The 24,642-nt window shown below is 65.5% G+C and carries 22 protein-coding genes and 1 CRISPR repeat array; of the genes, 16 read left to right on the forward strand and 6 right to left on the reverse strand.

What is annotated here, in order from left to right; all coding sequences use genetic code 11:
* Positions 1-141 precede the first annotated feature (141 nt).
* The 4 genes from HH310_RS33370 to HH310_RS33385 all read left to right on the forward strand — a co-directional run bounded on the left by HH310_RS33370 (position 142) and on the right by HH310_RS33385 (position 4,104).
* Positions 142-948: a hypothetical protein gene (locus HH310_RS33370; RefSeq protein WP_211192926.1), complete on the forward strand. Its 807-nt coding sequence runs from the start codon at positions 142-144 to the stop codon at positions 946-948.
* Positions 949-1,066: 118 nt separating this feature from the next.
* A complete protein-coding gene (locus tag HH310_RS45595) occupies positions 1,067-2,251 on the forward strand; it encodes a protein kinase family protein (RefSeq protein ID WP_169179699.1) in 1,185 nt (394 codons plus the stop codon).
* A gap of 104 nt (positions 2,252-2,355) precedes the next feature.
* Positions 2,356-3,288, forward strand: coding sequence for a DUF6602 domain-containing protein (locus HH310_RS33380; protein WP_312034494.1), 933 nt, complete (start codon positions 2,356-2,358; stop codon positions 3,286-3,288).
* A gap of 564 nt (positions 3,289-3,852) precedes the next feature.
* Entirely contained in the window at positions 3,853-4,104 is a 252-nt protein-coding gene (locus HH310_RS33385) for a hypothetical protein (protein ID WP_169179700.1), read from the forward strand.
* Positions 4,105-4,328: 224 nt separating this feature from the next.
* Here the strand turns inward: HH310_RS33385 and HH310_RS45915 are convergent, their stop codons facing one another.
* Positions 4,329-4,682 (reverse strand): nucleotidyltransferase family protein, encoded by a 354-nt coding sequence (locus tag HH310_RS45915; protein ID WP_169179727.1) that lies wholly within the window; start codon positions 4,680-4,682, stop codon positions 4,329-4,331.
* Positions 4,683-5,013: 331 nt separating this feature from the next.
* On the opposite strand from HH310_RS45915, the gene cas3 reads away from it, so the two are divergent.
* From cas3 to HH310_RS45600, 10 genes are all read left to right on the forward strand, one after another.
* Positions 5,014-7,269, forward strand: a complete 2,256-nt coding sequence (cas3, locus tag HH310_RS33395; RefSeq protein WP_312034495.1) for a CRISPR-associated helicase Cas3' — start codon at positions 5,014-5,016, stop codon at positions 7,267-7,269.
* Positions 7,270-7,605: 336 nt separating this feature from the next.
* On the forward strand, positions 7,606-8,271 hold the full coding sequence (gene cas5c, locus HH310_RS33400; RefSeq protein ID WP_169179702.1) for a type I-C CRISPR-associated protein Cas5c: 666 nt from the start codon (positions 7,606-7,608) through the stop codon (positions 8,269-8,271).
* On the forward strand, positions 8,271-10,145 hold the full coding sequence (locus tag HH310_RS33405; RefSeq protein ID WP_169179703.1) for a type I-C CRISPR-associated protein Cas8c/Csd1: 1,875 nt from the start codon (positions 8,271-8,273) through the stop codon (positions 10,143-10,145). Before cas5c ends, HH310_RS33405 begins: the two co-directional genes overlap by 1 nt.
* The gene (cas7c, locus tag HH310_RS33410) at positions 10,142-11,038 is read left to right on the forward strand and encodes a type I-C CRISPR-associated protein Cas7/Csd2 (protein ID WP_169179704.1); all 897 of its coding nucleotides are present in this window, start codon (positions 10,142-10,144) and stop codon (positions 11,036-11,038) included. Before HH310_RS33405 ends, cas7c begins: the two co-directional genes overlap by 4 nt.
* A gap of 9 nt (positions 11,039-11,047) precedes the next feature.
* Positions 11,048-11,698, forward strand: a complete 651-nt coding sequence (gene cas4 / locus HH310_RS33415) for a CRISPR-associated protein Cas4 (protein WP_169179705.1) — start codon at positions 11,048-11,050, stop codon at positions 11,696-11,698.
* Positions 11,691-12,722, forward strand: a complete 1,032-nt coding sequence (gene cas1c, locus HH310_RS33420) for a type I-C CRISPR-associated endonuclease Cas1c (protein ID WP_211192927.1) — start codon at positions 11,691-11,693, stop codon at positions 12,720-12,722. The genes cas4 and cas1c overlap by 8 nt, the downstream gene beginning before the upstream one ends.
* Positions 12,722-13,012, forward strand: coding sequence for a CRISPR-associated endonuclease Cas2 (gene cas2, locus HH310_RS33425; protein ID WP_169179706.1), 291 nt, complete (start codon positions 12,722-12,724; stop codon positions 13,010-13,012). The genes cas1c and cas2 overlap by 1 nt, the downstream gene beginning before the upstream one ends.
* A gap of 132 nt (positions 13,013-13,144) precedes the next feature.
* Positions 13,145-14,955: direct repeats of the CRISPR family, unit length 37 nt; unit sequence CCAGCGCCGACGGTCCGCCGTCGGCGAGGATCTCAAC.
* 320 nt (positions 14,956-15,275) lie between these two features.
* Entirely contained in the window at positions 15,276-16,106 is an 831-nt protein-coding gene (locus tag HH310_RS44375) for a hypothetical protein (RefSeq protein ID WP_248294666.1), read from the forward strand.
* A complete protein-coding gene (locus tag HH310_RS45920; protein ID WP_396027562.1) occupies positions 16,021-16,320 on the forward strand; it encodes a tyrosine-type recombinase/integrase in 300 nt (99 codons plus the stop codon). The genes HH310_RS44375 and HH310_RS45920 overlap by 86 nt, the downstream gene beginning before the upstream one ends.
* Positions 16,317-18,707 (forward strand): tyrosine-type recombinase/integrase, encoded by a 2,391-nt coding sequence (locus HH310_RS45600; protein WP_169179707.1) that lies wholly within the window; start codon positions 16,317-16,319, stop codon positions 18,705-18,707. The genes HH310_RS45920 and HH310_RS45600 overlap by 4 nt, the downstream gene beginning before the upstream one ends.
* Positions 18,708-18,802: 95 nt before the next feature.
* Here the strand turns inward: HH310_RS45600 and HH310_RS33440 are convergent, their stop codons facing one another.
* The gene (locus HH310_RS33440; RefSeq protein WP_169179729.1) at positions 18,803-19,558 is read right to left on the reverse strand and encodes a DeoR/GlpR family DNA-binding transcription regulator; all 756 of its coding nucleotides are present in this window, start codon (positions 19,556-19,558) and stop codon (positions 18,803-18,805) included.
* 73 nt (positions 19,559-19,631) lie between these two features.
* On the opposite strand from HH310_RS33440, the gene HH310_RS33445 reads away from it, so the two are divergent.
* Positions 19,632-20,858, forward strand: coding sequence for an MFS transporter (locus tag HH310_RS33445; protein ID WP_169179708.1), 1,227 nt, complete (start codon positions 19,632-19,634; stop codon positions 20,856-20,858).
* A 129-nt stretch (positions 20,859-20,987) separates the two neighbouring features.
* Positions 20,988-21,347, forward strand: coding sequence for a hypothetical protein (locus HH310_RS43335; protein WP_211192929.1), 360 nt, complete (start codon positions 20,988-20,990; stop codon positions 21,345-21,347).
* 56 nt (positions 21,348-21,403) lie between these two features.
* On the opposite strand, the gene HH310_RS33455 is transcribed toward HH310_RS43335, so the two are convergent.
* The 4 genes from HH310_RS33455 to HH310_RS33470 all read right to left on the reverse strand — a co-directional run.
* A complete protein-coding gene (locus tag HH310_RS33455; protein WP_169179709.1) occupies positions 21,404-21,823 on the reverse strand; it encodes a hypothetical protein in 420 nt (139 codons plus the stop codon).
* Between the two features lie 206 nt (positions 21,824-22,029).
* Positions 22,030-22,266 (reverse strand): hypothetical protein, encoded by a 237-nt coding sequence (locus HH310_RS33460; protein ID WP_169179710.1) that lies wholly within the window; start codon positions 22,264-22,266, stop codon positions 22,030-22,032.
* A 35-nt stretch (positions 22,267-22,301) separates the two neighbouring features.
* Positions 22,302-22,748: a hypothetical protein gene (locus HH310_RS33465; RefSeq protein ID WP_169179711.1), complete on the reverse strand. Its 447-nt coding sequence runs from the start codon at positions 22,746-22,748 to the stop codon at positions 22,302-22,304.
* Positions 22,735-24,642, reverse strand: a 1,908-nt coding sequence (locus HH310_RS33470) for a site-specific integrase (RefSeq protein ID WP_211192930.1), incomplete at its 5' end; no start/stop codon positions are given. The genes HH310_RS33470 and HH310_RS33465, both read right to left, overlap by 14 nt.

Below are 24,642 nucleotides of genomic sequence, written 5' to 3' on the forward strand. Positions count from 1 at the left end.
TCCCCTGGAGATCGCGTGGTGCCTGCGTCCTTGCCTTCCGGCGAGAGCTACCGTTCCGTGGTGCATATACGCCGGAGGTCGCGCAACGGATGGTCACGCGATCAGCGTCGCGCGGCCATCGCAGTATTGCTGTCAGCCGCGATGATCGAGATCCGGGCCCTAGCGTCGAAGCCCGACAGGGCAAGACATCCAGATGGGCACCTCGCCGAGATCCGGCTCATTGCCGACGTTTGCCACAACCTGCCCGGCGCCGACCAACCCCAGCCAATCGGCGAGTACGACGGACTCGTATACACCTGGCAGACCGCCAACGACTTCCAGCAGTCTTGGCTCCGCAAGCACTTCGCCCAAGCTGGTATCGACACCACGTTCCTGGAACAAGCACCACGCCTGCCACGGCCTGCCACGTCACCCGACACGCGGCCGACCTGGACGCAATGGCAGGTCCCCCGCGATCCGGCGACATTCTTCGCGGTCGACTCAAGCACCCTTGCCGACGTCGTACGCCGGGCCCGGGCAGTCGACCGCCACGACCCGACATACGGGCCAGTACGCACAGCCTTCATCGAATGGTTTCTCGATCACCTCGCCCCCGACGGGCGACACATCCTCCGCCCTAGCCGCCCCGACGAGACCCAGTTCCAACCCGACGGCCCAAACGACCTTCGCCAGTACCGAGCCCTGGTCACCATGAGCGACGGGACACTCATTGTCGACCACCCTCGGCTCCGTTCATCAGACGTCGCAGCGCTGCCCACCAACCTCCACCCGCTGCGTCGCCTACAACTCGCCGCCGTTCCTCCTCGCCGACGCGAACTTGATGCCAGCCTCTGGGCACGCCAGCATCGCACCACACACCCAGACTGCCGCGACTGGACCGTGCTCAACACACCAACCGATGTTGACGAGGCGAGTCAGCCATTGATCGAGCCGCCGGCGCCGTCATGAGGTGACCCTCTCGGGTTCTCCAGCCCTGTCCCGCCGATTCGGTAGGGTTGCGCTCTGCGCCGTGCCCTGAGTTAGCTGTGATCTATTGCGGTGTCGACGATGCTGTGGAGGACTTCAGGTGGCCACTCCTGAGGAAATGATGCTTCAAGACCTCTTGGGCAAATACGCGGGAGTGCAGGTTAGTCCTGCCTACCTAAGGTTGTATCCCGAACAAGCTCCGACCGCGTCGGTCTTTGCAAACCTGCATGAGCGACTTAACGCCTTGTTCGAGTTCATGAACGCCAAGGCGCGTACCAATCGGCACTTCAACGCAAACGAGAGTCGCGAGCTCCTCGCTGTGATCGATGAGATTCGGGACTGCCGCGCGATACTCCGGCGCCTCGGGCTCGACCTAAAAGTACATGAATATTACACGCAAGTCATTTCTGATTGTAAGGCTTTCCTCTCCGAGTCGTATGGGAGTGAGATACCAGAAGACTTTCCCCGAATTGACTTGATGAGGTACGAGCCAGTCTTCCTGCTTCCTGAGACCGTGATGCACATACCGGATCGATGGAAAAGTGTGAAGCTTAAGATGGTCGGTCAGGGCGCGTTCGCGATCGTATATCGGTATGCGGATCCAGAGTATGGCAAATACTTCGCGCTGAAGCGGGCCAAGCGCAACCTTGAAGAAAAAGACTTGATTCGGTTCCGTCAAGAATTCGAGATGCTCAAAGCCCTCCGCTTCCCTTATGTTCTGGAGGTGTACCGCTATAACGCCGATAGCAACGAGTACACGATGGAATACTGTGACGCCACCCTTGATGATTATATATTCGCAAACAATAAGAAGCTCACCTTCGGGATTCGTAAGCGGATCGCGCTTCAGTTTCTCTATGGTCTGAATTACCTCCACTCCAAGGGTCATCTGCATCGGGATGTCAGCTACAGGAACGTATTGGTCAAGCAGTATGACGGGGTGGCCGGTGTAGTGAAGCTTGCAGACTTCGGTCTGCTGAAAGAGCGTGGCTCAAGCCTGACCCAGACCGAATCTGAACTGCGCGGAACGATTCTGGACCCCACTATTCGAAGTTTCAAGGAGTACAACGCTCTTAACGAGATTTATGCAATCGGCTTCGTGTTGTCGTTCATTTTCTCCGGGCGCAAGCACATCAACGCCTGTGCGGGCGCGGCTCGCGCGATCGTGGATAAGTGCACTGTGCTTGACCATGCGGCACGTTACCAATCTGTTCGTGCCATCATCGACGATGTCGAGTCCCTTGCTGCGAATGCTTCGGAGTTGGCGCTAGAGACCCCCGCCTGATGAATCAGTTGCGAATTATCCTCTGTCCAGGGCGTGGCTTTTCCGCATTTATTGATCTCACCGGGCCGCCGCGCTGCCGAGACGCTTACCTGTAGGATGTCGGGGTGGATCAGTTGCGCCGTACCCATGAGCTCGATACGTGGATCACGCAGACAACCAGTGAAATGGCAAGCGAGTACGACAGAATCCGGTCGCGAGCCTTAGAGGATCCCGGTACGGCGGGCGATGAAGGCGAGGAGAACTGGGCCCAACTTCTTCGAGAGTGGTTGCCTGCCAACTATGAGGTGCGTACGAAGGGGCGAATACTCGCGCATGACGGTACGGCCAGTAGGCAGATAGACGTGGTAGTCCTTCGTCCCGGCTATCCTAAGAAACTGCTCGACAAGAAGCTCTATGTGACGTCCGGTGTCGCGGCCGCATTCGAATGCAAATTAACGCTTACGGCTGCACATGTTAAGGAAGCTACTCAGACTGCGGCCGAGATTGCACGTATGTGTGCACCGCGGACGGGAACGCCCTTCCGTGAGCTAATTAGCCCCATCGTCTATGGCGTGCTTGCGCATTCGCATGTCTGGGCTAGCGCCCAATCGGCTGTTGAGAAGATCAACGAGTACGTAACCGGCGGTGGTAGGGATTGCGCTGCACATGCACGCGAATTCATCGATCTAGTTTGTGTCGCTGACACGTGTATCGAATGGAAGTCTGTCCAGTTCGGTCGGCTGACGAACTTGCCAGATGGGTCACCCGATCAACTCTTGTGCCTCGTTGGCAATGATTTCGCATGTACGGGGTCGCCGGCAATTGGACCGCTTTTAGCGTACCTCCTCATCCGGCTTGGGTGGGAAGATCCGCATGTCCGCCCCTTCGCAGAGTACTTTCGGCTTGCGCGCATGCTACCGAGATCCTTCGGGGGAGCGGCCAGTCTTGATCCAACGGGTCTCAGCCCTGACACGGAAGCCGCTGCACGGCAACGGTCGGGTGCATTGTTCGAGGATCGCCCATGGGCGTGGGACGAATGGGCCTTCAGTCTGGAGTAACTGTGCCACCTCTGCCGATCCAAGATCATCGAAGTTCGGAGAATGCACACCACCACGGCTCCCCACATCCTGGATTGACCAACTGGCGCCCGGCGGGCGGCTGGTCGCCTGCCTGCCGGTCGCGGCACTGCCGTCCACGACCGTCATCGCCACCATCACCGCCGGCCACGGGCGGCCGCGCTTACGCACATGTTCCGCTCGACTGGCGGTCGTGGAACGCCTACACCGCTGCCAAGGCAAACCCGCAACTGAGCATGGTGTCGCTACGCGCGGACATGCGCGGCATCGGCCACACCACACCGAACTCGGCCGCTGTGATACAGACCGACGGCGTCATTCTCGCCGACAGCCCCCAGTCCCCGTCCTTGCACGCGCTGCACGGGTGGCTACAGCAGTGGGAACAGGCCGGCAGGCCCGCCGCTGACGCCTTCATTCCGAGCCTCACCGCAGCAGACGACGATCCGACCGGGTGGGATCTGCGGATCCTGCATCGACCGGCCCAACCTCGACCGGTGTCGCCGCGATGAGGTCGCCGTCCCGATCGCCCGTGACCGCGGCAGCACCGTGAGCGGCCGGCTGATCATTGTTGTCTCCGGGGCAACTGCGGTCGGCAAGACCACCCTGGCCACGGCCGTGGCCGAAGCAATGGGTCTCCCGCTGATCTGTAAGGACGACATCAAGGAAACTCTCGTCGACGCGCTCGACGGCCCGACCGGCGACTTCGCCTGGTCCCGGCAGATCGGATCGGCCGCCATGCAAGTGCTCTGGCGCATCGCCGAGCGATGCCCCACCGCGGCGTTGGGTCGATGTGGGTAAGACCGATCCTGACCTGGAATGGGTCCTGGATTGCGAACTTCCGGCAACGCCGCCACTCGCCGAGGTGATCCAGCTGCTCGATCTCGCCGTGGACCCAGAAGTGATCAACGGCTGGTCCGACACGCCAGTCGGCGCAGCCCTAACTGGGACTCCGTTCCATGTCACGGACCGCACCGGAGGATAACGCCGCGTTGCTCACTCTTCGCGGTTGACGGATCGCGGGGTCAGCTGAGCGGAATAACGTTGACACCTGGCCATCGCTCCTGGCGAGCCGGGCACGGGATTCGCTGAGGCTGACGCGGGCGGGTTGCGACGCCAGATGCCGGCGAGCAGTCATCGAGGCCGTGCGGGGCGCATAGTTCGATGGTGTCGTCGTGGCTAAGGCGGGCGGCGACAGCGGTGCCGGTTTCCGGCCAACTCGCGACCACCTCAGTGATCGAGGTGAACGACTCGACCGGGTCGCCGCCGAAGCGGTGATGGACGGTGTGTATCGCAGCCTGATTGAGCGCATCCCAAGGCACGGCGGGAGTCCGGCGGGTGAGCTCGGCGGTCGCCTCCTCGTTGCGTTTCCCATCCAGGCGCGTGGGGTCCTAGAACGCCACGTCGATATTGCGTACGCCTGCGGAGTCGAAGCCATGTCCGTACGGCTGTCCCCACACCAGATCGCGCAGGGCGCCGGCGGCTGGTCAACGCGCACCAGCTCGCCCCGGCCGCCGGCGATCAGCACCATGCCTGCCGCCGCTGGCGATTTCGCCCTCGGCTTCCATTGGGCAGTGTCAAGTAGCAAACAGATCGGATTGATGGGTCGGTTCTTGTCGTACCTCTCTGTTTTGCTGTGCGCCGTCATTGTTTACCGGCCGGGGTTCGCATCACCTGTGCCGGCGCCGAGCTTTCCTACGAGGAGCGGGTGTGTGGGCGCATAGTGCGAACCTGTTGGGTACACGTCATCGGCTTGAGGATCATCTGCGTGGTATGGGCCGGTTGGCACAGTCGTTTGCTGAACCGTTCGGACTTGGTGACCTGGCCGAATGGACGGGTCTGGCCCATGACGGTGGTAAGGCGTGGTGCGATTGGCAGCAAAAGCTTCTCCTGGTCGAGCCTACGGGAGGTCGCGTTGGGCTCGACCACAAGTCGTTCGGGGTTCAGCTGGCTCGCAGGCACGGTCTGGAGCCTGCGGAGTGGGTGATCGCCGGTCACCACGGCGGATTGTCGTGTCAGAGCGAGCTTGATCGTCTCTTCGGAGACGACGAGGACGCCGAGGATCGGCTGCGGTGTGGGCCGTGGGCTGATGCTGAGCGGCGGCTGCGTCCCCTTGTTCCGGAGTTGTTCAGCGGTCTTCCATCGTTACCGCTGGAGTTTGCCGATGGAGCCGATGCGATGACGGCGGATTTCTTGATCCGTTTCTTGTTCTCGTGTCTCGTGGACGCCGATGTCCTCGACACCCAGGCGCATCGAGATGCCACTGCGGCTCGCGTCGGCGCCGGCTTGGATGCGCCGTTGCTGTTGGACCGGTTTCTTACTCGCCGCGATGTATTCCTGTCGGAGAGGCCGAAAAAAGGCCCGATGGACGGTCGGCGTGCACGGCTGTTCGACGCGGCGATGGACGCTGCCGACAGCGGGAGCAGCATTTTCCGGTTGACGGCCCCGACGGGAACGGCGAAGACGATCGCGGCAGCGGGGTTCGCGTTGCGGCATGCCGCAACGCGTGGTCTCCGCAGGGTGATTGTGGCGGTTCCGTTCATCACGATCACTGAGCAGAACGCGGCGGTGTATCGCCGGCTACTTGATCCCGAGGACCGTGCGGCGCAACCTGTGGTGCTGGAGCAGCACAGTCAGGTCGAGTTTGAGAGCGGCTCGGCGGCTCGGCACGCCTTGTGGTGGCGTGCCGCGGCCGAAAACTGGGATGCCCCTTTCGTGGTGACTACGACGGTGCAGTTGTTCGAGTCGCTGTTCGGGCGGACGGCGTCACGGATGCGGAAACTGCACCGGTTGGCGAACTCGGTGATCGTGCTGGACGAGGTGCAGGCTTTGCCGCATCGGCTACTCCCGCAGGTCGCGGATGCGATCCGGGTTCTGTCGCAGCGCTTCGGTGTGACGTTCGTGTTGTCGTCGGCAACCCAGCCGGAGCTTCAGCAGTTCGGCCCGTTCGCGAAGCTACCCGCGCCGCGCGAGATCATGCCGAACGCGGCGGCGTTTTTCTCGGAGTGCCGCCGGGTGGAGTTTCGTTGGTGGCCGGGGCGACGCCCCACCTTGGAGCAGGTGGTCACGGCGGCGGCCGCGAATCGCCAGGCACTGATGGTGGTCAACACCGTCAAGGACGCGCGGAGCGCTTTCCTGCTGGCCCGCAGCGTGGTGGGCCACGAGGTGTTGCACCTGTCGACGGGTATGTGCCCGGCCCACCGTCAGCGGGTGCTCGAGAGAGTCAAGGATCTGCTCGACAACGAGAAGCCGCTGTTGTTGGTTAGTACGTCGTTGGTCGAGGCGGGCGTTGACCTTGATTTTCCTGTCGCGTTCCGTGCGGTCGCGCCGCCGGATTCGATTGCTCAGGTCGCCGGGCGGTGCAATCGGGAGGGCCAGCTCGGTGATCTCGGGGGCCTGGTGGTCATCTTCGATCCTGTCGACGGGGGGATGCCACCGTCGTACCGAACGCAGATCGACAAGGCTGCTGTCTACTTCGGCCCGGACAAGGCCGATCCTGACAATGTTGAGGCTTTGGCTGCCTATTACCGGGATCTGTATCGAACGCTGGGAGTGGAGAGGCGTGGCGGCGCAAGCGACACCATCCGGCGCAATCGGGCTCGCCGGGACTTCAAGGCCGTGGCCGACGGACCGCTTGTCAATGACGATTCCAATCGACGCGACCTGGAACGGGCGTTCCGGATGATCGTCGAGGACACGGTGCCGGTGGTGGTGCCGTACGCAGATCCGGCGGCTGCCGCCACGATCGCGGACTGTCTGGCCAGGTTGCGCGGCTCGCACCCGGATACGTCGGCGTTGCGCTCTCTGCAGCCGTACCTGACCACGATGCGTCGCAGGACAGCGCAGCGTCCCGAGACCGCGCCTCTGCTGCGCGAGGTGGTAGGTGATCTGCGGGTGTGGGAAGGCCGATATGACGAAGGCTACGGCCTGGTGGTCGAGCCCACTGGGGACGATTTCATTGTATGACCCGGTGAAGGTCATCAGGAACGTACATCCGGTGCGACCCTCATGCGACACAGAACCGCAGGATGATGCGAGGCCCTTCACAGAGGGACTTAGCGGGGTCGTCTTCGAGGACGCTCTGGGGATCTTAACTGTGTGGCATGACAGGCGGGTCCAACCCGCGGATTTCATGGGCGATCGCCAGCGTTGCGGCTGACGCCGCGTCCTGGACGAGGCGGCCTCTTGCTGGCGGTCGCGTTCGGTGACTACCCCAACTGGAGGATTTCGCCCCTTTGACTGGCAGCCTTACCAACCATCAAGACCCTCATTGGCCAGGGAAAGTGAAAGGAGAGAACCGGTGTGAGTGCCCCACAGAGTCGTGCCCGGCCGCCCGTTGTCGTGCAGGTACGCGGCGACGCCGCGTTGTTCACCCGCCCGGAGCTGCGAGTAGAGCGTGTCAGCTATCCAGTGATGACGCCGACCGCTGCGGTGGGCGTGCTGGAGGCGATCTTCTGGAAACCAGAGTTTCGCTGGGTTCCGGTGCGGATCGAGGTTCTGCGCCCGGTCGAGCAATTTATGTTGCGTCGTAACGAGACCCATGACCTGCCCAGCCTCGCCGACGCCGTCGGGAAGGGCAAAAGGGTCGACACGGTCGCTAACCGTGATCAGCGCAGTGCGCTATGCCTGCGCGATGTGGAGTACCGCATCCACGCCCACATCGAGTTGGCAGTGCACGCGGACAAGCCGGAGGCCGCCTACCGGGATCAGTTCCGTCGCCGGGTGAACCGAGGCGCCTGCTATCAACGGCCGTTTCTTGGGGCGCGGGAGTTTCCCGCGGAGTTCTTCGCACCCGACCAGCGCGCACCGATCGCCGAGTCCATGGACCTGGGCGTCATGCTGCACCGCGTTCACTACGGGCCGCCGGCGCGATTCGACTTCTTTACCGCCCGGCTCGAACGCGGCGTGCTCCATGTTCCCGCGCAGGGCATCCCTGGCGCCGGAGATTTCGTTGCGGGAGTCGCCTGATGCTGCATCAACTCGTCACGTTCCGACAAGCCAGGGAGGATCAGGACGCCGAGGTCCGCCCGTACAGCCGCAACCGGGTCGTGCGATGGGAACTGAACATCGACAGCAACACCGGCCAGTCCTACCTGGTAGATCTCGTTGACGTCTCCCAGCAGTCCACGAGGTTCGGCCGAGAGACGCTGGTACCCAATAGCGGGCGCACCTCCGGGCTCGCGCCGAGCCTCGGCGCCGACGACCTGCAGTACGTGCTCGGCTGGGCGGACGAAAAGTCGAAACCGGCTCGGGTAGCGGCCGCTCACACCGCATTCGTGCAGCTGTGCCGATGCTGGCGTGACAGCTACCCTGACGAACCTGCCGCACAGGCTGTCACAGCGTTCTATGAATCTGGCACCAGACCACAGCCGCCCACCGAGAGCAAGTGGACCTCGAAAGATCTCATGATCATCGTGGTGGATGGCCTACAAGTCACCGACTGTGACTCCCTTTGGTCGACGTGGGCGACGGTCGTGCAGCAACGCAAGACCGGGACCGCGGCCTCGGGCGCCGGCCGGCGCGGCGTATGCCTGATCTGTGGGCAGGTTGGCACCTTGCTCGATCGCATGCCGCAGGCATTGCCCAAGGCATTGGTCCCGGGCGCGGAGCAGGAAATCGCGCTAGTGTCGGCCAACCGGCGTATCCACACGTTTGACTTCACCGAAGGTCTGTCGAACTCGCCGATCTGCGTCGGCTGCGGTCAAGCCGCCGTCGCGAACCTGCACACCATCTTGTCTGACGACAAATATACGTTCAGCTATGCGAAGCAGCGAACTCGGCTGGCCTGGTGGGTGACCGACGGTGGTGACAGCCAGACGATCGCTCTACTGGACAGACGGCCTGACGCCATCAGGGAATACCTGCGCTCGCTCACCGAGGGCCGTAAACACCGCCGGCCAGGACCACACCAGTTCTGCTCGATGACGATCTCCGGCAACGTGGCCAGGCTGGTAGTGCACCACTGGCTGCAGATGCCGTTGGCCGAGGCCGAAGACCACGTCGACGATTGGTTCCGCGACCTGTGCATCGTCGGCCGCGGCCAACACGACCCGACGGGCTACCCGATTTGGCTTCTCGCCCTGTGCGCCGGGCAGTGGCAGACGGCAGACAACCCTCGCCAAGGCCGCTACATCCCGATGGGGGACAAGGCAGCGGATCGTCCCGACGACATTGCCCACGCGCTGCTGCACACCGCACTGCACGGCGGGACGGTCGGCCCATACCTGCTCGCCCACGTCGTCCGGCGAGTGCGCACCGACCTGCACATCGACGGCCCTCGCGCGGCGCTTCTTCGGGTCGCATTGAACCGACACCCACACCGAACCGGAGAGGGACCCGACGCCGTGCTCGACGAGAAAGAAGACAACCCCGCCTACCTGTACGGACGACTATTCGCCGTCCTCGAATCCCTGCAACTGCGCGCCTTCGGCCGCGACGACATGCCCAACACCTCCTTCTTTCACCGCTACTTCGCCGGGGCGGTCGCCAATCCCCGCGTCGCCCTGGTCCAAGGCCTGCAGATGTATCCCGCCTGGCTCAAGAAACTCGACGCCGCAGCACGGCCGGACAGCAAAGACACTGCTGTGCTGACCCAGGCAGAGCGGGCCCGCCGCGCCGCAGCCCGCTTCCGCGCCCGGATCCGCGAGCTGCAGGACCGCCTAGACCGGCCAGTGCAGCCCCTCGCCGACGCAGAGAGCCAGTCCTGGTTCGTCCTCGGCTACTTCCACCAGCAAGCCCACGACATCCGCATGGCGCAGGCCGGCAAAGCCCCCGAAATCCCCACCGAAGCACTCACCACCGACACCGACGACCTCGCCAGCGAAGGGACCGCACAGCAATGAAACCCGAAACCACCAACCCGGACGTACGCCACGACGGCGTCATCTTCTTCGACGTAACCGACGGCAATCCCAACGGCGACCCCGACGGCGGAAACAGACCCCGCGTCGACGAAGCCACCGGCCACGGGCTGGTCACCGACGTCGCCATCAAACGCAAGATCCGCGACAGCATCGGCTTGACCGCCGAGAACCTCGGCCACGACCCCAACCGCTACCAAATCTTCGTCGAGGCCGGCCACGCCCTCAACACCCGCACCGCCGAGTCCTACAAAGCCACCGACATCACCCTGGGCACGAAGAAAATCAGCGCAGAACAGGCCGAAGCAGCCCGCGGGTGGCTGTGCCACCGCTACGTCGACGTACGCCTGTTCGGTGCCGTCTTGTCTACTGGCGAGACCAAAGCCCTCGGCCAAATCCGCGGCCCCCTGCAATTCGGCATGGCCAGGTCCCTCGACCCCGTCCTACCCGTCGCCCACGCCATCACCCGGGTCACCCAAACCCGGCAACAGGACATCGACAACGGCGAGAAAACAGAGATGGGCAGCAAATGGACCGTGCCCTACGGCCTTTACCGCGCTCAGTTCCACTACTCCGCCGCCCTCGCCCGCAAGACCGGCATCACCAGCGACGACCTCACCACCCTGTACCGCACCCTGCAATTCATGTTCGACCACGACCGCACCGCCACCCGTGGCATCATGACCCTGCGCGGCCTGTATGTGTACAGCCACAGCGACGCCTTCGGTAACGCCCCCGCCCAGCCCCTCATCGACCGGCTCCGTATCGAACGCGTAACCGGCGTCGGCACCCCCCGCACCTTCACCGACTACAAAATCAACATCGACCAGAGCGACTTGCCCGCCGGCGTCACCTTCGACCCCGTGCACCAGTAGGCACGCCCGATGACCTGGTGGCCCGACGGGGACGACAACGCCTCCCGCATCCCCATCTCCGCGCTGGAGCACTACGCGTACTGTCCCCGTCAGGCCGCGCTCATCCATGTCGATGGTGTCTTCACCGACGACGTGAACACCGTCCGGGGCCATCTTGCCCACGAACGAGTAGACCGGCCCGGAATTCGGGCCACGGCCACGCCCGGCAGCCGCCAGCACTACGCCGTGCCCGTCTACAGCCGATCGCTGGGTCTGTACGGCCGCTGCGACGTCGTGGAAATCGGCCACGGCACCGCCGTGCCCGTCGAACACAAGATCGGCGCCTACCAGGCGGGCGGCCCGGCCGATCTACAAGCCGCGACGCAAGCGCTGTGCGTACGCGAAACGCTCGAGCTCGACGTCCCGTACGCGCAGGTCTTCACTCACGCCGACCGCCGCCGCCGCCACCGCCACCGCGTCGAGCTCACCGCCGAACTCATCGACACGATCACCCGTATCGTCGGCGAACTCCGCACGGTGCTGCTCGCCCCGCAGCTACCCGCCCCGGTGGCCGACCGTCGCTGCCGGCGCTGCTCACTGCTCGACGACTGCCTGCCCCAGGCTCTGCACGACCCCACCGACCTGTTCACGCCGCGACCTCTGGGAACCTGGAATGCCTGAGATCATCAAGAACACTCTGTACGTGATGACACCCGGCTCCAGCCTGCATCTAGACAACGACGCCGTGCGGGTCTACCACCCCGAAACCGGACCCAAACGGCTACCGCTGATCCGCATCGACCACGTGGTCGCATTCGGCGGAGTGAGCATCACCGACGACTTCCTCCACCGATGCGCCGCCGACCAGCGCACCGTCACCTGGCTGTCCGGCAACGGCCGGTTCCGTGCCCGGATAGTCGGCCCGCAAGCCGGCAATCCGCTGCTACGAGTAGCCCAACACGACGCCCTACGCGACCAGGACCGCCGCCTGGCAATCTGTCGCACCATCGTCGCCGGGAAACTGCAGAACACCCGCCAGCTGCTGCTCAAGGCCGCAGCCGACGCCTCCGGGACACGGCTGGAAACACTACGTAGCACCGCTACAGCGATCGCCGACGACGTGATCAGCCTGCCCGCGACCAACAACATCAACGTCATCCTCGGCATCGAAGGCCAGGCCGCGAAACGCTACGTCGCCACCTGGCGGCACCTGATCGTCGAACACGCCGACATCAGCGCACCCCGCCACCGGATCAGCCGGCCACCCACCGACCCTGTCAACGCCGCGCTGTCATTCGGATACGGCATGCTGCGCGTCGCAGTCCACGGCGCCCTCGAACACGTCGGCCTCGACCCCTACATCGGCTACCCGCTTGGAATCCGGCCCGGTAAACCCGCACTAGCACTCGACCTCATGGAAGAAATGCGCCACCTGCTCGTTGACCGGCTCGTCTTCACCGCCATCAACCGACGCCAACTACAACCCACACATTTCACCCAACACCCCGGCGGAGCACACGAACTCAACGAGGACGGAAGACGGGCCTTCCTCACCCTCTGGAGCGAAGGCCGCGCGCGCACCTGGCCTCACCGGCAACTCGGACGCGTTGTCGCCGCCTCGATACTGCCGCTGATACAGGCCCGGCTACTCGCCCGCCACCTACGCGGCGACGCTACGACCTACACCCCCTGGAACCCCGCCTAATGGAATACCTGCTCACCTACGACGTCGACACCACCACCCCAGCCGGACAACGTCGGCTCCGACGCGTCGCGAAAATCTGCGAAGGCTACGGCATCCGAGTACAGAAATCCGTCTTCGAAGTAACCTGCACCGCAGCCCAACTACCCACACTGAAACAAAAGCTCATCGACGCCATCGACCACACCGTCGACGACATCCGCCTGTACCGACTTACCCAGGGCACCCTGCAAACCGTCGAACGGCTCGGACAAGCCAAACTTGCCCCCCACCACGGCGACCACATTCTTTGATGATCAAGGAACCCCAAGCACGACCCGGAATCGCGGGAGGTTCCTGCCCCACAATGGATGCAAAACGGTCATCAAATCTCCATGGCGGCGCACAGAAACCCCACCATGGCACGATGTTGCTGCTCGCGAAGCCCAGCGCCGACGGTCCGCCGTCGGCGAGGATCTCAACCGGAGCGCTTGTGTGCGGCCCAGTAGGCGCGCATGAGGCCAGCGCCGACGGTCCGCCGTCGGCGAGGATCTCAACGACTGGTGGGGCTACTGACGGTGGCACGGGCAGACCAGCGCCGACGGTCCGCCGTCGGCGAGGATCTCAACTTAAGCTCAGCCTCGACATGGATTTTGAGGCGGAAACCCAGCGCCGACGGTCCGCCGTCGGCGAGGATCTCAACGCTGGTCCGGAACGCCTGGCGCTCCATGAGCAGCCGCCAGCGCCGACGGTCCGCCGTCGGCGAGGATCTCAACTCCACCAACCGCTTCGCCACCGCCAAGCTCTACGGGTCCAGCGCCGACGGTCCGCCGTCGGCGAGGATCTCAACAGCTAGGACCCCATCCCGGTCCTCAGAGGACCAGAGACCAGCGCCGACGGTCCGCTGTCGGCGAGGATCTCAACGAGATCGAGAAGAGCCCTCAGGAAACCCTGCGCCTGGCCCAGCGCCGACGGTCCGCCGTCGGCGAGGATCTCAACGCGGGCTGCGCGGTCATCAGCGCCATCTGCAACGGGCCAGCGCCGACGGTCCGCCGTCGGCGAGGATCTCAACATCCACGCGGGGGTGCCCTGCGCGCGGAGACCGCCGTCCAGCGCCGACGGTCCGCCGTCGGCGAGGATCTCAACGTCCTGCCGTTCAACCGCGACTTCGGGCACCTCGTCGGCGCCAGCGCCGACGGTCCGCCGTCGGCGAGGATCTCAACGACCTGGATCCCGACGTCGTTACCGTGCGAGCGGGCCCAGCGCCGACGGTCCGCCGTCGGCGAGGATCTCAACGGGTCGTTCGCGCTGCCGCTGCTGGCCCAGTTGCAGCCAGCGCCGACGGTCCGCCGTCGGCGAGGATCTCAACGGGTCCCGGCTTGCGGATCTGGCCACCCGCATGACCAGCGCCGACGGTCCGCCGTCGGCGAGGATCTCAACAACAAGAACATCCAGCCGCTGCGGCAGATCGACACGGGCGGCCAGCGCCGACGGTCCGCCGTCGGCGAGGATCTCAACCTCGGGCAGTCATACACGGTCCCCAATGCGTCCGTTCCAGCGCCGACGGTCCGCCGTCGGCGAGGATCTCAACAAGCGCGGCCCGCCGGCACCGTCCCGCGGGAGTGCACCGCCAGCGCCGACGGTCCCGCCGTCGGCGAGTATCTGAACCTGCACCTCGTCGCTGAACATCACGTAAGGCAGGCCCCAGCGCCGACGGACCGCCGTCGGCGAGGATCTCAACGTTGACGGCCATCGATCACTCCTTGATCTCGTAGCCAGCGCCGACGGTCCGCCGTCGGCGAGGATCTCAACGTTGTCGTCGGCGACCCCATCCTGGGGCGCGTCGGCATCCAGCGCCGACGGTCCGCCGTCGGCGAGGATCTCAACGTTGCCGGCACTGCGCATGATGTCCGCCAGGTCTCCCAGCGCCGACGGTCCGCCGTCGGCGAGGATCTCAACGCGTAGACCTTGACGGACTGGCTACCGGAGCCGCCGATCCCAGCGCCGACGGTCCGCCGTCGGCGAGGATCTCAACCTCGTGCACGACCTGGCGCACAAGTCCGACGCCAGCGCCAGCGCCGACGGTCCGCCGTCGGCGAGGATCTCAACGCGAACCCGCGCACGTGCGGGGTCTTCCCGGCGACGACCAGCGCCGACGGTCCGCCGTCGGCGAGGATCTCAACTGGCGGTTGTCGTCCCACCACTGGCGGAGGTGGGCGACCAGCGCCGACGGCCCGCCGTCGGCGAGGATCTCAACCAGGTCGACCATGGCATTGAGCTGCTCGAAGGAGTCGACCTCGGTCTTGTTGACTGAACTACTTGATGTTCCGGCGCTGCTCAGGGTGCGGGGAGGGATCTTGTTGACTACGGTCGCTGCCCGTGATCGAACATGGAGATCCCTGCCGGGATCTGGGGTCTTTGGTGGTGCCGCGGGTGGGGTCTCTGGCGGCGACCGGTGATCTGTGGGAGCCGTATCGGCTGTTGGATTCCTCGGGCCAGCCGGTGGCGGCCGTCGCGGCGTACTTCGGCGAGTTGCAGGCTGCCGGGCGATCGACGGCGACACAGCGCTCGTATGGGATGGCGTTGCTGCGCTGGTTCCGGTTCCTGTGGGCGGTGGAGAGCGCGTGGCGGGAAGCGACCCGGGTCGAGGCGCGGGACTTCTGCCGCTGGATCCAGATCGGACCGAAGCCGACCCGACCGCACTGGCGGGCCCCGGACCAGCCGCCGGCGGTGAAGCCCAAGCGGGTGAACGCGGTGACCGGCAAACGGCCGGCGGGTGAGAAGTACGCGCCCTCGACGGTCGCGCACTGCGAGACGGTGCTGCGAAGCTTCTACGATTTCCACCTGGACGCCGGGACCGGGCCGTTGGTGAACCCGTTCCCGTTGGCCAGAGCCAAGCGGCCGCATGCGCACCACAACCCGATGGACCGGTTCGAGCCCCAGCGCGTCGGGTTGTTCCGGCCTCGGCAACCCAAGCGGATCCCCCGGCAGATCCCGGACGAGGTATTCAACGACCTGTTCGCACGGTTGTCCACCGACCGGGACCGGGCCATGGTCGCGTTTTGGGTGTCGACCGGAGCTCGCGCTGCGGAGTTGCTGGGTGTGCTGCGCGGCGGCGCGGATCCGGGTCAGCAGCTGATCACGGTGGTGCGTAAGGGATCGCGGGCCAATGCAGCAGCTTCCGGCGTCGCCGGACGCTTTCGTCTGGTTGCGGCTCTACCAGCAGCACGTTCACGGCTTGGTGCCGGCGGGGGCGGACGACCCGTTGTGGTGGACGCTGCGCCGGCCGTTCCGGCCGCTGACCTATCACGCCGCCAGGGCGATGTTCGTTCGGGCGAACGCACTGCTGGGGTCGAACTGGTCGTTGCACGACCTGCGTCACACGGCAGCGTATCGACTGGCGCGTGACCCGGATACGCCGATCACTGACGTCCAGTGGGTACTCGGCCACGCCTCGTTGACCACGACCCAGATCTATACAACCCCGACGCCAGCGGATGTCATCGACGCGGTGCTGGCCCACCATCGTCGGCGCTCCGAGCCGCAACCGCAGAGGCAGCCGGAGACGCTGGGATATCGCCCGGAAAGCCTGGACGTGTTGTTCGGCCGGAGCAAGCCGTGAGCATCACGACGGTCCACCTGCCTGGGGCCCGAGTCTGGCAGGTCAGTAGCGAAGCCACGGCGTTGCTGGACAAGTTCCCGCCACGCCCGATCGCCGCGAGCTGGCCGATGACCCGCCAGGACCGCACGGCCGTCGAGGACCGGCTGACGAAAGAGCCGTTCCGCGGCGACGACTCCCAGTCCCGCTGCCATCGCAAGGCGTCGTTGCAGGCCGTCCTCGACTGGCTGGAACTCTTTCCCGGCCAGAGCTGGCAGCAGCGGTGGGACGCCACCGGAGCCGGCCGCGACGGCCAGCGTGACTGGCGACTGCAAGCCGCCGACGACCTCGCCGCAGCCGGGCTCATGGATGGGCGCCCGGGCTACGTTCGCAAAGTCCTCGGCACTGGCCTGATCCAGCTGATCGGCGGCGACTACCTGCGGCCGTCGCTGGTCTGGCTCATGGTCACCTCGTCACCGTTGCGGATCGCCAACGAGCTGGCCAAAGCCCGCGACCCCGGTGGCATTGCCGAACTGCGGACCGCCCGGCTGGCCCACACCGTCGGTGACTCGACCATGGTTCCCGCCATCGAGAAGATCGCGCTGATCATGGCGGCCAAGGGCGGCTCAGTCAGGGACGTCACGATCGGCGACTGTCTCGAGGCCATGAAGGTCAGCCGGGAGGTGTTCCCCGGACCGACTCGACCTGGCCGGCACAGCCCGGTCTTCTATCAGCTGCTGCACACGGCCGGTCTCTTCCCCGCCGACGCGCCACCCACAGTCCGCATGTTCAGCCCCGTCTTCGCCGGCCAGATGCCCGTCGAGCAGCTCGTCGACCGCTACCAGGTGATCTGCCGACCGGTCCGGGACCTGCTGGTCGACTACCTGCGCGAACGGCAACCCGCGATCGACTACAACACGCTCACCACGCTGGCCACCACGCTGGTGCTCTGGTTCTGGAAAGATCTGGAACGTCATCACCCGGGCGTCGACTCCCTGCGGCTGAGCCCCGAGATCGCCGCAGCATGGAAACAGCGGATCCGTACCCGCGTGGTCCGCTCCCGCAGCGCCGATGGACAGATCACCGAAACCACAGTCGAACGCGACAGCGCCACCGACGCGCTGACCACCGTGCGCTGCTTCTATCTCGACCTAGCCCAATGGGCGCTCGACGACCCAGCCCGGTGGGGACCCTGGGCGGTGCCGTCCCCGATCCGCGCCACCGACATCCAGCACCGGAAAATGAAATCCCGGCGTAAGGCCCGCATGGACCAACGCACCCGAGACCGGCTGCCCGTCCTGCCCACCCTCGTCAAGGCCGTCGACCGCGAACGCAAAAACGCCGCTGCACGCCTGGCGGCAGCCCGCAACGCCGACCCCGGCGACACCTTCACCGTCGACGGCGTCACGTTGCGGCTGCCCCGACTCGTCCGCCACTCACCGCGCATCTGGGCCGAAGAGCTCGAGACCGGACGCCGCCGTGACCTGATCCGCGAGGAAGACAACGCGTTCTGGGCCTGGGCCGCGGTCGAAGTGTTGCGCATGACCGGCATCCGGGTCGAGGAACTCACCGAACTGTCCCACCACAGCCTGGTCCAATACCGCACTCCGAGCACCGGCGAGCTGATCCCGTTGCTGCAGATCCCACCGTCGAAGACCGACGAGGAACGCCTTCTGGTCATCTCACCAGAGCTGGCCGACGTGCTGTCCGCAATCGTCTGCCGGATCCGCAACCCCGACGGCAGCGTCCCGCTCGTGGTCGCCTACGACCATCACGAGAAGACCTGGAACCCGCCGATGCCCCTGCTGTTCCAGCGCACCATCGCTTTGGAAACCCGGCCAATCCCGATCACCGGGATCCGAGTCCTGGTCAGTGACGCTCTCTCCCGCACCGGACTGGCCGACAAGAGCACCGGCAAGCCGCTGGACTTCGCGCCCCACGACTTCCGTCGGATCTTCACCACCGACGCGATCATGAACGGGATGCCGCCCCACATCGCGCAACTCCTACTTGGGCACAAGGATATAAATACCACTATGGGCTATAAGGCCGTCTATCCCGAGGAGGCGATCAACGGGCATCGAGCCTTTATCGCCCGGCGGCGCGGCCTGCGACCCGGCGAAGAATACCGGCAGCCTACCGACGCGGAATGGGATGAGTTCCTCGGCCACTTTGAACGCCGCCGCCTCGCTCTCGGCGACTGCGGACGCGCCTATGGCACCAACTGTCGGGGTACGCGTGAATGTGCCCAGCGGTGTACGGCGGAATGTGCCCACGGTCCGGCTGCGGGGCAGCCTGTGGGGAAGCTCAAAGCAGCGAGTTTAGCGGTGGAGGACGCCGGTCCCCGCGGGCGACTCCTCGTAACACGCTGTCACGGATCCTGGTGCGGGTGGAGGGGTAAACCTCGCTGATGTGCAGATATTTGGGGGTTGGTCGGCCGGGCGTCGGGTGTCGCCGCCGGTCTGGGCATATGTCTAGCGGCGGGGCGCCGGACGTGACCTTGTAGTCACGCCTGATGGACGATGGTTCCGGCCGCGATGAGGGCGTTGGCGTGTTCCTGATCTGCGTTGGTGGTGGTGACCACCATGGTGAGTGTGGAGACGGGCGCCACGAATGCCAAGGTCGTGCGTGAGAGCTTGGTGGGGTCGGCGACTGCGATGACGCGGTGGGAGGAGGCGATGATGGCGCGTTTGATCGCGGAGTCGGCGAGGTCGTAGCTGGTCAGCCCGGCGGCGGTGAGCCCGCAGCAGCCGAGGATGGCGGTGTCGAAGCGCAGTGCGGCTAGCGAGGCCTCGGCGAGCGGCCCGGTCAGGGCCAGCTCGTCGGTCCGTGGTTCGCCGCCGGGCAGCAGCAGCCGTAGCCGGGGAGCTCCTGCCAGGGCGTTCGCGGTGTGCAGCGAGAGCGGCATGACCGTGAGCCGGCGTGTGGTCAGCAGGCGGGCGACTTCCAGGCAGGTGGTGCCGCTGTCGATGACGACGGCCTCGCCGTCGGCGATGAGGTCGGCCACTGCTTGGGCGATACGACGCTTGGCGTCCCGGTTTTCCTGTGTACGCAGGGCAAACGGAGGTGCCTCGCCGCGCAGGGTGAGGCTGCGTGCGCCGCCGCGGTAGCGCTCGAGCATGCCTTGATCGGCCAGCTGTTCCAGGTCTCGGCGCACGGTCATCTCGGAGGTGCCGGTCAGCTCGGCCAGTGGGCCGACGCCGAGTTCGCCCGCCTGCTGCACCGCGTCGAGGATCTGCTGGTGGCGGTCACCGATCGTCATGCCGTCATTGAACCCCAACCGCTCCTCGAAGACAACGTATCGAACAAAGATTGCGTTTGATACGTTCGAAGCCATGTCGCCCTCGACCGCTGCCACGCCGGCCACACCGCAAGCGATCCGTGCCGCCGCCACGGCGACCTACTCGGCGTTCATCGGTCTGGGCTTCGCGTTCGCCAGTTGGGCGTCCCGGATCCCGCAGGTCCGCGATCGCCTCGACCTCGATCCGGCGGCTCTCGGCTGGGTGTTGCTCGCCGTTGCCGCTGGTTCCCTGCTGGCAATGCCGCTGTCCGGCCCGGTGGTGACCAGGATCGGCTCGACGAACGTGGTCACCGCGATGGCCGTCATGTTCGGTGCCGGCCTCACCACGGCCGCTCTCGGCTCGCTCGCCGGCGCCCTGCCGGTAGCGGCCGGCCTGTTCCTGCTCGGCTTCGCCAACGGCGCCTGGGGCGTGGCGATGAACGTGCAGGGCACGGTGGTGGAACGGCATCTCGGCCGGTCGGTCATGTCTCGCTTCCACGCCGGATTCAGCCTCGGAACGGTGGCCGGAGCACTCCTCGGTGCGGCGATGGTGGCCCTGCACGTGCCGGTCGCCGCGCATCTGATCGCCGTCGCCGCGCTGGTCGCGGTCGGCGTGGCGCGGCAGGCACGGCGATTCCTCGCCGATCACGACCCGACGGGCCTGGACAGGTCCGAACAGGGGCCGAGGCCCGGCGCGTTGACCGCGTGGCGGGAACCGCGCACCCTGCTCGTCGGAGTGTTCGTGTTTGCCTTCGCCTTCGCCGAAGGAGTCGGCAACGACTGGATCAGCGTCGCCGCGATCGATGGATACCACGTCCCGGACGCGCTCGGTACACTCGCCTTCGCCGCATTCCTGGCCGCCATGACCACCGGCCGCTGGTTCGGCCCGGCACTGCTGGACCGCTACGGTCGCATCACCGTCGTACGCCTTACCGCCTTCATCGGTATAGCCGGAGTCACGCTGTTCGCCTTCGCACCCACGTTCCCCGCCGCCTGCGCCGGCAGCCTGCTCTGGGGTCTCGGAGCTGCACTCGGCTTCCCGGCCGGCATGAGCGCCGGCGGCAGCGATCCACGACGCGCCGCCGCCCGCGTGAGCGTCATCGCCTCGATCGGCTCCTGGGCGATTGTCGCCGGACCGCCCACCATCGGCGTCCTCGGCAACCACCTCACCGTGCTCCACGCACTCGTTACCGTCGCCGCGCTCCTCGGCACGGCCATACTCGTGGCCGGCACGATCCATGCCCCGCACCCCAGCAGACACCCGGATCTGCCACCCCGATAGCCGATTCCTTACTGTCAGTAATTCCACATCGCACTCAACGCGATCCCGAATCGGTCGGCAGAGCGGCGAAGCTGGCACCCAACCGATCAGCCTCGCTCACGCGTGCGCCCCTCGGCTGGGCACGTTCACGTGTACTTACCTGGGCACATTCACCAGTACGCCGACACCAACTGCATCCATGAACACAGCTGCGTGCGTTGCCCACTCCTTCGTATCGACCCAGGCCAGCGGCACCGCCTGGTCGAGATCCGCGACAACCTCACTGCCCGCATCGCCGAGGCGGAACGCGAAGGCTGGCTCGGCGATGCCGAAGGACTCCGCGTCAGCCTCGCCGCCGCCAAGGAGAAGCTCGCCCAGACCGACATCACCGTTCAACGCCGCACCACGGCCGTCGAACTCGGTATGCCCGCCTTCCCCAAGATCGCAGCACGGACCATCACCGCACCCGCTCCCGGAACTGCGGGCGCCGACGCCGCTCACCTGCCATGACGCATGTCCGATTCAGGCGAAGCGACCGGACGTCGGCACCCACGGTTCATTGCCGCCTACATCACCAGAGCAAACGCCGCATGCGCTTCTGGACGCATGAACCAAACCGCATTAGGACCACCGCTCTTGTCGGCGCTGATGGGGTTGAGGCGCTTCTGGGCGACATAGAAGGCATTCCAGCCGAGCTTGTTTCTGCACCCCGTGACGGAGCGCGGGCTCATGCCCAGCCCAGGCGACGTGGTCTTCAACGACTTGACCAGTTGATCCCGGGTCGCACGCAGGCTCGGTTGGTCAACGAACAACTGGATCAGAGCCCGAAACTTCTCGCTCTCGCCGAGTACAGCGTCGGCGAGGCTGGCGTCCTTCGCTCCACCCCATGGCCTCTTCCAGTAGTCGCTCTCGAACTCCCAGCCCGCACCAGGTTGCTTGCTCAATGTCTTCGCCTCCAAAGGTCGATCGATCGGGAGAAGAAGCATCGGCAACCCGACTCCGAACTTGAGGATTTCGTTGGACGAAGTTGTCGCGCTCTCCGCTCCCAGGAGGTTCGAGCTAGTTCAGAGAAGGAACCGGGACCAGGTGGTTGCGACGGAACCAGCCGATCTGCCCCTCGACGCCGCCTTTCTCATGGGCGCCCTGCAAACCTGGCTGGCAGTAGAACGGGTCGACCGTGAATTCTCTGAACCTACTTCCGAGCCGTACTCGTGGCCACGATCTCGATGACGTCTCGCAGAGGTGTTTCTGCCTTCCCAAGCAGCGCACGCGTGATCGCGATCGCCTGGATGATGCCGACATTGCGCTCGGCCAGGAAGGTTTGGACCGCGTCCATCCCGTTGTTCTCGAGTATGGGGCGGCACTGTTCGACCAGCGCGGTCCAGTGTGCGGCATCTTCGGGGCTCAGGCCGATGACGTCGTCGAACACGACCTCTCCTTTCCGTTCTGACCGGTGGGATGTACTCAGTCGGTGTCAGGGCCGATCGCCGTGATCAGGACCGCCAGAGCTTCGTCGTATTGGCGGCGGCCGAACTGGAAGGGTCCGAATCCCGGGTAGTCACGTGCTTGGCGGTGAGGTTGTTCGAACGCGTTCCAGGTCACCTGGTCATCGGTCACGGTGATGCTGGTCATGAGCGGCCAGCATCCCCACTCGCCGCATTCACAGCCGAGCACGGCGGTCTTCAGGCCCATCGCGTCGGTGGAGTGTCCGTGGAAGTGGTCATCCATCGGGCCGAATCGGAAGAACGCGGGGATCAGCCCACCGTAGGCGTCGCCTGCTGGCTGCATCCCGGCCGCGATCTCGAATCTGTCGATCAGCTCAGTGAGCGGTACTCCATCGATGTGCGGGACGATCACGAGCACGCCGTCGTCGCGTTGCTGGCAGTCGAACCGGATCTCATTGCTGATCACTCACTGATTGTGTCAGGGCAGCCGTTCCCTGCTCCGGCGGGATGGGTTGAGCTGGCACTATGCGAGGCAAGCCGAGGTTGACCGCCGAGCCGCCGGACGTTCGTCGGTCGATTTGGGCGAGCTTGTCGTCGGCGCCGGCGAGGCTGATGCGGAGTCCTTCGACTTCGCCGAGCCAGCCTTCGCGTTCGGCTTCGGCGATGCGGGCGATGAGGTTCTCGCGGATCTCGGCGAGTCGGTCGCGCTGGGCGGGGTCGGGCCAGAGCATCGAGCAGCGGATGCATGCATGTTCGTGGATGCATGGCGTGCTGAACGCACGCCCACAGGTTCCGGTGGAGACCTTGCGCCGTTCGAAGTGGCCGAGGAACTCCTGCCATTCTTCGTCGGTGGGCACGCGGTACTCGTCGCTGGGCCGCAGCGATCGACGGCGAGCGAGGAAGGCCAAGTGCGATTGGATGGCCTCTTCCGGATAGACGGCCTTGTAGCCCATGGTGACGTTGATGTCGGAGTGGCCGGCGATGACTTGGGCGATGTGCGGTGGGAGCCCGTTGAGGACGGCGTCGGTGATGAACACGCGGCGGAAGTCGTGTGGGGTGAACCGCAACGGTTCGTGGGTGGCCGGATCCTTCAGGTCGGCGTGATCGATGGCGGTGTCGAGCATTTCCCGAATGACCTTGTCGGTGATCGCCCGTTGCTCGGTGCCGACGCGACGCTGGAACAGCAGCGGCAGGGCCGGCGACCAAGTGCGTTCCCGAGGGTCGTAGGAGGCGACGAGCGGGATCGCCCTGTTCGCGCCGCGGACGCGTTGGATGATCGTGGACAGCACGTCGGCGAGCTCGGGCGAGACAACCAGGAGCCGTTCTATGTCGGTCTTCGACGGCGCGATCTGTAGCAGGGGCACCAGTTCCCCGGTCGTGGGTAGCCGATATTGGACCAGGCTGTGGTGCGACAGCTCGGTCAGTTCCTCGATGCGGATGCCCGTGGCGCGCAGGACCTCCACCGCGGCGAACGCCCAGAACGCGTACTCCTCCTCGCGCACCAGGTCGCGGCGCCGGCCGGTGGCAGGGTCAACGGCCCAAACCTTCGTGCTGGCCGAACGTGCCGGGGTGATGCGGGTCAGGGTTTGCCCGGCGGCGGTGAACGACTCACCGGGTGAGGTCTGGCGGGCAGCGTCGAGCAGGGCGGCCGCGTCTCGGCGGTAATGTTCGACGCTGCGGGCCAGGATAGGCAAGACGGGCAGCCGCTCGCGGGTGCGGGCGTCCATGCGGGATTTGCGGCGGCGTATCTCCTTCTTCTGGTTGCTCTCCTCACTGCCGATCGGGCAGGGAGCGACCCATTGGGCCCAGCGCGCGGGGTCTTCGACGGCCCAGTGCGCGAGGTCGAGGTAGAAGGCGCGCACCGGGGTCAGGCAGGCGCGGTAGCTTATCCGCTCGGCTTCGATCTTGGTTGCGCGGCCGTCCTCGGCGCGTGTTGTGCGGGTGATGGTGCGCAGTCGTTGCTTCCAAGCGGCGGCGACCTGCGGATCGAGGTGGAGGCTGTCGATGCCGGGGTGGTGGCGTTCGAGGTCGGCCCAGAACAGCCGGCCGAGCATGTTCGCCAGCGAGTCGAGGCTGGTGTAGTCCAGGGCCGGCTGCCGCTCGCGCAGGTAGTCGACCAGCAGGTTCCGGATCGGCCGGCAGGTCAGGCCGTAGCGGTCGATCAGCTCGTCCGGCGTGAGCTGGCCGGCGGTGCGTAGCTCCCGCAGGGTGGCCGCGGCGTTGGGGCCGAAGACGCCCATGGTGTGCAGCATCCGGTAGAACGTGTGGACCGCCCCGGTCCCGCTGCCGTGCGCCTGCGCCTCGGCCTCAAGCAGCTCGAGGACGTCGCCGGTGGTGATGTCGGCGATGGTGCCGCCCTT

Source organism: Actinoplanes sp. TBRC 11911 (assembly GCF_012933445.1).
Taxonomy (GTDB): domain Bacteria; phylum Actinomycetota; class Actinomycetes; order Mycobacteriales; family Micromonosporaceae; genus Actinoplanes.

Bases quoted from the DNA above. Each gene is read 5' to 3' on its own strand.
- HH310_RS33370 (WP_211192926.1), top strand. From the start codon at position 142: ATGATCGAGATCCGGGCCCTAGCGTCGAAGCCCGACAGGGCAAGACAT.
- HH310_RS33405 (WP_169179703.1), top strand. From the start codon at position 8,271: ATGCTGCATCAACTCGTCACGTTCCGACAAGCCAGGGAGGATCAGGAC.
- cas7c (WP_169179704.1), top strand. From the start codon at position 10,142: ATGAAACCCGAAACCACCAACCCGGACGTACGCCACGACGGCGTCATC.
- cas4 (WP_169179705.1), top strand. From the start codon at position 11,048: ATGACCTGGTGGCCCGACGGGGACGACAACGCCTCCCGCATCCCCATC.
- cas1c (WP_211192927.1), top strand. From the start codon at position 11,691: ATGCCTGAGATCATCAAGAACACTCTGTACGTGATGACACCCGGCTCC.
- cas2 (WP_169179706.1), top strand. From the start codon at position 12,722: ATGGAATACCTGCTCACCTACGACGTCGACACCACCACCCCAGCCGGA.
- HH310_RS44375 (WP_248294666.1), top strand. From the start codon at position 15,276: ATGGCGTTGCTGCGCTGGTTCCGGTTCCTGTGGGCGGTGGAGAGCGCG.
- HH310_RS45920 (WP_396027562.1), top strand. From the start codon at position 16,021: ATGTTCGTTCGGGCGAACGCACTGCTGGGGTCGAACTGGTCGTTGCAC.
- HH310_RS33440 (WP_169179729.1), bottom strand. From the start codon at position 19,558: ATGACGATCGGTGACCGCCACCAGCAGATCCTCGACGCGGTGCAGCAG.
- HH310_RS33445 (WP_169179708.1), top strand. From the start codon at position 19,632: ATGTCGCCCTCGACCGCTGCCACGCCGGCCACACCGCAAGCGATCCGT.
- HH310_RS33455 (WP_169179709.1), bottom strand. From the start codon at position 21,823: ATGCTTCTTCTCCCGATCGATCGACCTTTGGAGGCGAAGACATTGAGC.